Below are 6272 nucleotides of genomic sequence, written 5' to 3'. Positions count from 1 at the left end.
CCCCCCCCCCCCCCCCCCGAGCCGGTCGGTCAGCCCGTGGGGGGCGGCGTCCCCTCGTACGCCGCGGTCAGCAGCGCACGCAGCTCGTCCGCGTCCGCCGGGCGCGGGTTGGCGTACGAGGCCGCGCCCACCAGCTCCACAACGCGGGCGATGCCGTCGGCCGGCAGGCCGACCTCGGCCAGCGAACGCGGCGCGCCGACCCGTTTGCCCAGCTCCCACAGTGCGCGCGCCGGGTCCTCGGTCACCAGGGCCCGGCGCAGTGCGGCCGTCGCGTCCGGTGCGGCGGGGGCGTTGAAGGCGAGGACGTACGGGAGCAGCACCGTGTGGGTCGCGGAGTGCGGCAGGTCGAAGGCGCCGCCGAGCACATGGGCCAGCTTGTGGTGGAGGCCCATCGTGGTGGCGCCCAGGCACGCCCCGCACAGCCAGGCCCCGTACAGGGCCCGGCCGCGCGCGTCGAGGTCGCCCGGGCCGGCGACGGCCCGGGGCAGCGCATCCGCCAGGGCGCGCACCCCCTCCTCGGCCATCAGCGACACGATCGGGGTGGCGTCGGGGGCGTACAGCGCCTCGACCGCGTGGGCGAGGGCGTTGACGCCGCTGGTGCCGGAAAGCGCCGCCGGCATCGACAGGGTGAGCTCCGGGTCGTAGACGACGCTGCGCGGCAGGACACGGCGGTCGCGGCCGGTGCGCTTGACGCCGCCCTCCGTCAGGCCCCACACCGGGGTCATCTCGGAACCCGAGTACGTCGTCGGCACGGCCAGCAGCGGCAGCCCGGTGCGCAGCGCGACCGCCTTGCCCAGGCCGACCGCCGAGCCGCCGCCGACCGCGACCAGCCCGTCGGCGTCCAGTTCCCGGGCCACCGCGACGGCCTCGTCGGCCACTTTCACCGGCACGTGCATCACGGCGCCCGGGTGGACGCCCACGCAGGCCGCGCCGAGGGACGCGGCGACGGAGCGCGCGGTGTCCTCGCCGTGCCGGCCGCAGAGCACCAGCACGCGGCGCAGGCCGAGGCGCCCGGTCTCCTCGGCCACGGCCGTGGTGGCGGCCCCGGCGCGGAAGACGACCCGCATCGGCAGTGCCTCGTGCACGAACTCCAGGCTCATGACCGCTGCAGCACGATGTCGAAGTTCGCCAGCCGGAAGGGGTTGGGCACCCCGTACTCGGCCGCCCGTTCCGGGTCGTCCACCTCGGTGAACTCCTGGACCAGGCTCTTCTTGACCGCGAAGACCGCGTCCGACTCCAGGTAGGGGCTGTCCTGGACGAACACGTGCGTGGTGACCGGCTGGTGCCCCTCGGCCGCCGCGATGAAGTGGATGTGCGCGGGCCGGTAGGGATGGCGCTCGGTGGCGTTCAGCAAGTCGCCCACCGGGCCGTCGGTCGGGATCGGGTAGTGCGCGGGCACGACGGTGCGGAACCGGAAGCGGCCCTCCTCGTCGGCCTCGAACAGCCCGCGGCCGTTGCCCTGGGGCTGCTCGCCCGGCTGCTGGACGTCGTAGAAGCCGTGGCCGTCGGCCTGCCACACGTCCACCGATGCGCCCGGCAGCGGCGTGCCGTCCACGGAGACCACGCGCCCGGTGACGACGCACGGCTCGCCCGAGCCGATCATGTCGATGGCGTCGCCGAACTCCCGCCCGGGGGAGTCGACCATGTGGAACGGGCCCAGCACGGTGGAGTCGGTGGCTCCCTCCCCGGCCGACTTCCGCTGGTTGATCGTCTCCACCAGCATCGACACGCCGAGCACGTCGGACAGCAGGATGAACTCCTGCCGCGTGTCGGTTGACGCCTGGCCGGTGCGGGTGAGGAAGCCGATGGCCGCCTCCCACTCCTCCATCGTGGGCTCGACGTCGCGGACGAAGGCGTGGAGGTGCCGGGTCATGCTGTCCAGGATCTCCCGCAGCCGCGGGTCCGGCGTGCGCGCGAAGCTCTCGACGACGGCCGCGGTCGCGCTCTGTTCGGTGAAGTCCATGGTCTCTCCTCGTCAGTCCCGTCCCAGGATGCGCCGCAGCGCAGCGCCGAGCGCGGCCTGCGCCTCGGCGTCGTCGGCGGCCCCTTCGGCACGCCGGAAGGCGATGTAGAGGTCCGGCCGCACGAGCAGCGCGCCCGTGTCGCCGATGCCGCGCACCCGCGCCCAGTCGCCGTACGGGTCCTCGTACTCCCGCCCGGGGCCGATCACCGCGGTCGTGATGTCCAGCCCGAGCTCGGCGCCGGCCGCGCGGGCCGCCGCCACCCAGGCCTCCCCGCCGATGCCGGTCAGCAGCGTGAACCGGCCCCCGCCGCCGAGGTCGAGGGTGGACAGCGTGCGCGTGCCCGCCGCCAGCCAGGCGTGCGGCAGTTTGGCGCCGGGGCGGCTGCTCGGCTGGTGGTACAGCTCGGGGTCGCGGTCGAAGCCCGGGTCGGCGGTGCCGTCCGGGACGACCGCGGCCGAGGCGTAGCGCTGGTTGAGCTCCACGCCGTGCGCGTTGAACTCATAGCGCTTGAAGTCGATCGCCTCGCGCAGCCGCGCGCGCCGCTTCTCGCCGGCCGGGGTCGCCTCCTTGCGGGACTCCATGTTGGCGAGCAGTTGCTCGGGGCTCTGCGGGGTGAGCAGGTCCAGCGCCTCGAAGACCGGGGCGGTCTCACCGATCGACTTGTTGGCGCGGGTGACGATCTGCCTGCCGACGGGCGCCCGCTCGGCGGTGTAGGTGTCCAGCAGCGAGGGCGCCGCGGTGCCGTCCAGGACCAGCTTCAGCTTCCAGGCCAGGTTGTAGGAGTCCTGGATGGAGGTGTTGGAGCCCAGCCCGTTGGACGGCGGGTGCCGGTGGGTGGCGTCGCCCGCGCAGAAGACCCGGCCGCTGGAGTAGGCCTCCGCGTACATCTCGTTGACCGTCCAGGCCGAGGTCGAGCGGATCGTGACCGGGACCTCGTCGTCGCCGACGAGCTTGCGGACCACCGACAGCGCGTACTCCTCGGTGAGGTCCGGGGGCGCGCCCTTGACGTCGTAGCCCCACACGATGAGCCACTCGTTCCACGGCCGGACGTTGCGGACCAGGCCCGCCCCGATGCCGCCGACCGTCGCGCCGGGGGTGAGCACCCAGTACAGGGTGCTGGGGCGATGGGCGACGTACCGGCTGAGGTCGGCGTCGAAGACGATGTTGACGCTTCCCGCCACGCCCATCGTCCCGGCCATCGGCAGTCCGGCGTCCTCGGCGACCTTGCTGCGACCGCCGTCGGCGCCGATCAGGTACTTGGCGCGGATCGTGTACTCGTCGCCGCGCAGCCGGTCCTCGACCAGGACGCTCACGCCGTCGTCGTCCTGCTCGAAGGACTTGTAGACGGTGCCGTAACGCAGCTGCGTGCCGCGCGCGACGGCCGCCTCGACCAGCACCGGCTCCATCCGGTGCTGCGGCATGTCGCACATGCGGCTCGGGCTGGCGAGGTCGTGGGCGGCCTGGACCAGCGGGTCGTTGCCCCAGGAGCGCAGCCGCCCCAGCTCCTCGCCCGCGAGGCTGGTGCAGAAGACGGTGTTCCCCATCAGGTGCTGGGGAGTGGCCCTGGCGATGACCTCCTGCTCCACGCCGAGGTCGCGCAGCACCTCCATGGTGCGCTGGTTGGTGATGTGGGCCCGAGGGGTGTCGGCCAGCCTGTTGTAGCGCGTGACGACGATGTTCGGCACTCCGTACGTGCTCAGCGCGAGCGCGGCGCTCGCCCCGGCGGGCCCACTGCCCACGATGAGCACATCGGTCTCGACGGTCTCCATCAACGCGGCTCCTTGACGGATAATTGAAATGGCAACGAACCGATCGTGGATCAGAGGGAGACCGCCGGCGTGTCTCAATCCGATACATCCCCCGAAGAGCTGCTGCTCGGCGCCTACCTGCGCGAGCGGCTCACCGGCCGCGCGGTCGTCGCTGCCGACGGCAGGACGCGGATCGTGAGCGCCGAGGCCGCGCGGCGGCTGTCCGACGAGGCGCTGGCGCTGCTGGAGCGCCGGGCCGGCGGCATGGTCCGCGACGGCCGGACCGAGGCGTACGAGCTGCCCCTGCCGGACGGCGGCTGGCGCGCCCGGCTCCATCCCGTACTGGACTCCGGCGAGGTCATCGGCGCCGTCGCCGTCCTGTCCGCCCCGGCGGAAGGCGCCGGGGGGCCGCCGGCCGTCCCGGAACCGAGGCTGCCGGGGCTGGTGGGCGCGTCGCTGTCCTGGCGCGCCGCGGTGGCCCGCGCGATACGGCTGGGGGGCGAGCAGGGGCCCCTGCTCGTGACGGGGGAGCCCGGTACCGGCAAGGCGACGCTGGCCCGCGCCGTCCGGGCCGGCGACGTGGAGTTGGACGCGGCGCAGGTGACCGGTGCGGCGGCCCGTGACTGGGTGCGCCGGCTGGCCGTGCGCCCCGTGCCGGGACGGGTGCTCCTCCGGCACGTCGAGGCGCTGGACGCAGGTGCCGCGGCCGCGCTGGTGGCGCTGCTGGAGCAGCGTCCCGTCCTGCGGCTGACCGCCACCCACACCCCCGGGGACCGCACGGACCCGTGCCTGGACCGCCTGCTGGGCCGGCTGACGGCGCGCTCGCTGTCCGTACCGCCGCTGCGCGAGCGCCCCGAGGACCTGCCGGTGCTGCTCGCCGCCCTCAGCCCGCGCCCGGCCCCCGGTCACCCGCCACTGACCTGGACCGTGGAGGCCCGGCGCACCCTGGAGCGGCACAGCTGGCCGGGCAACGTCGCCGAGTTGGCGGCGGTGGTGCGGAGCCTCGCGGAGGAGCGCCGGCTGAGCGGTCCGGTGCGCCCGGAGGAGCTGCCGGACGCCGTGCGCGGCGGAGCCGGAGGCCGCCGGCTCGGCAGCCTGGAGCGGGCCGAGCGGGACGCGATCCTGGAAGCGCTACGCACCCACGGGGGCAACAAGGCGCGGGCGGCGAAGGCGCTGGGCATCGCACGGGCCACGGTCTACCGCAAGCTGCGGAGCTACGGTATCCAGGGAATATAGTTCGAGATTCAACATGTTAGGTTGGCTGAAACGCACACACCCCGTAGAAGGAGCTCCCTGATGGCCACCCAGCTGGATGTCCGCCGCGCCGGCCAGCGGTTCCACACCCGCGCCGGCTGGCTCGACTCGCACCACTGCTTCTCCTTCAGCCACCACTACGACCCGAAGAACACCCACTTCGGGCTCCTGCTGGTCTCCAACGACGACGTCGTCGCCCCCGGCACCGGCTTCGACACCCACCCGCACCGGGACATGGAGATCGTCACCTGGGTGCTCGACGGCGGCCTCGTCCACCAGGACTCCGAGGGCCACAACGGCGTCATCTACCCGGGCCTCGCCCAGCGGATGAGCGCCGGCACCGGCATCCTGCACAGCGAGAAGAACGACAGCTGGAAGCTGACCGGCGCGCCGGAGCACAAGGACCCCGTGCACTTCGTGCAGATGTGGGTGTTCCCCGACGAGCAGGGCATCAAGCCGGGCTACGAGCAGCTCGACATCAACGACGAACTCGCCCGCGGCGGCTGGGTCACGGTCGCCTCCGGGATGGACCGCGACCGCGACGAGCGCGCCATCTCCATCGCGCAGAAGCACGCCGCGCTGCAGGCCGCCCGCATGTCCCCGCAGCAGACCCTGACCCTGCCCACCGCCCCCTTCGTGCACCTGTACGTCGCCAAGGGCGAGGTCGCCCTCGAGGGCGCCGGGCTGCTCTCCAAGGGTGACGCCGTACGTGTCACCGGGGCCGAGGGCCAGCGGCTCACCGCCGGCGCCGAGGGCGCCGAGGTGCTGGTCTGGGAGATGGACGCCGCCGTCACCTTCGGATGATCGCGTGGTAGACCTTGGGGCCATGACCCGCACCCTCGCGAGCGCGCCGATCATGGTCCTCAACGGTCCCAACCTCAACCTGCTCGGACAGCGGCAGCCCGAGATCTACGGCTCCGAGACCCTCGCCGACGTCGAGGCGCTGTGCGCCGCGACGGCGGCGCGGTACGGGGGCACGGCCGACTGCCGGCAGAGCAACCACGAGGGACAGCTGATCGACTGGATCCACGAGGCCCGCGAACACCACGCGGGCATCGTGATCAACCCGGGCGCCTACTCCCACACCTCAGTGGCGATCCTGGACGCCCTCAACGCCTGCGACGGCCTGCCCGTCATGGAGGTGCACATCTCCAACATCCACCGGCGCGAGGCATTCCGGCACCACAGCCACGTCTCGGCGCGGGCCGAGGCCGTGATCGCGGGATGCGGCGTCCAGGGGTACGCGTTCGCCGTCGAGCGGATCGCCGCGCTGCTGGACGCCGGCGCCCGCTGAACCGCCGGACCG

Annotated in this window: 6 protein-coding genes; 3 read left to right on the top strand and 3 right to left on the bottom strand. The window is 73.5% G+C overall.

Annotated features, from left to right (window positions below; genetic code table 11):
* Positions 1–29 precede the first annotated feature (29 nt).
* From AC3EUJ_RS27605 to AC3EUJ_RS27595, 3 genes are read right to left on the bottom strand one after another with little or no spacing between them, the layout of a single operon-like run.
* Positions 30–1100 (bottom strand): maleylacetate reductase, encoded by a 1071-nt coding sequence (locus AC3EUJ_RS27605; RefSeq protein ID WP_431965947.1) that lies wholly within the window; start codon positions 1098–1100, stop codon positions 30–32.
* Positions 1097–1963 carry a dioxygenase family protein gene (locus AC3EUJ_RS27600; RefSeq protein WP_431965945.1) on the bottom strand — a complete coding sequence of 289 codons (867 nt, stop codon included), beginning with the start codon at positions 1961–1963 and terminating at the stop codon, positions 1097–1099. The genes AC3EUJ_RS27605 and AC3EUJ_RS27600 overlap by 4 nt, the downstream gene beginning before the upstream one ends.
* 12 nt (positions 1964–1975) lie before the next feature.
* Complete coding sequence (locus AC3EUJ_RS27595; protein ID WP_431965943.1) at positions 1976–3733, bottom strand: FAD-dependent oxidoreductase; 1758 nt, start codon at positions 3731–3733, stop codon at positions 1976–1978.
* Positions 3734–3802: 69 nt separating this feature from the next.
* Here AC3EUJ_RS27595 and AC3EUJ_RS27590 point away from each other — a divergent pair, with 69 nt between their 5' ends.
* Genes AC3EUJ_RS27590 through aroQ form a run of 3 tightly spaced genes read left to right on the top strand, consistent with a single transcriptional unit; the run spans position 3803 to position 6260 of the window.
* A complete protein-coding gene (locus tag AC3EUJ_RS27590; RefSeq protein ID WP_431965941.1) occupies positions 3803–4948 on the top strand; it encodes a helix-turn-helix domain-containing protein in 1146 nt (381 codons plus the stop codon).
* A gap of 60 nt (positions 4949–5008) precedes the next feature.
* Entirely contained in the window at positions 5009–5770 is a 762-nt protein-coding gene (locus AC3EUJ_RS27585; RefSeq protein WP_431965939.1) for a pirin family protein, read from the top strand.
* A gap of 22 nt (positions 5771–5792) precedes the next feature.
* The gene (gene aroQ / locus AC3EUJ_RS27580; protein WP_431965937.1) at positions 5793–6260 is read left to right on the top strand and encodes a type II 3-dehydroquinate dehydratase; all 468 of its coding nucleotides are present in this window, start codon (positions 5793–5795) and stop codon (positions 6258–6260) included.
* The last annotated feature ends 12 nt before the right edge of the window (positions 6261–6272 follow it).

The organism is Actinacidiphila sp. bgisy160 (assembly GCF_057707815.1).
Note: the sequence above shows the minus strand (reverse complement) of the source record. Positions and strands in the feature narration are given on the sequence as shown.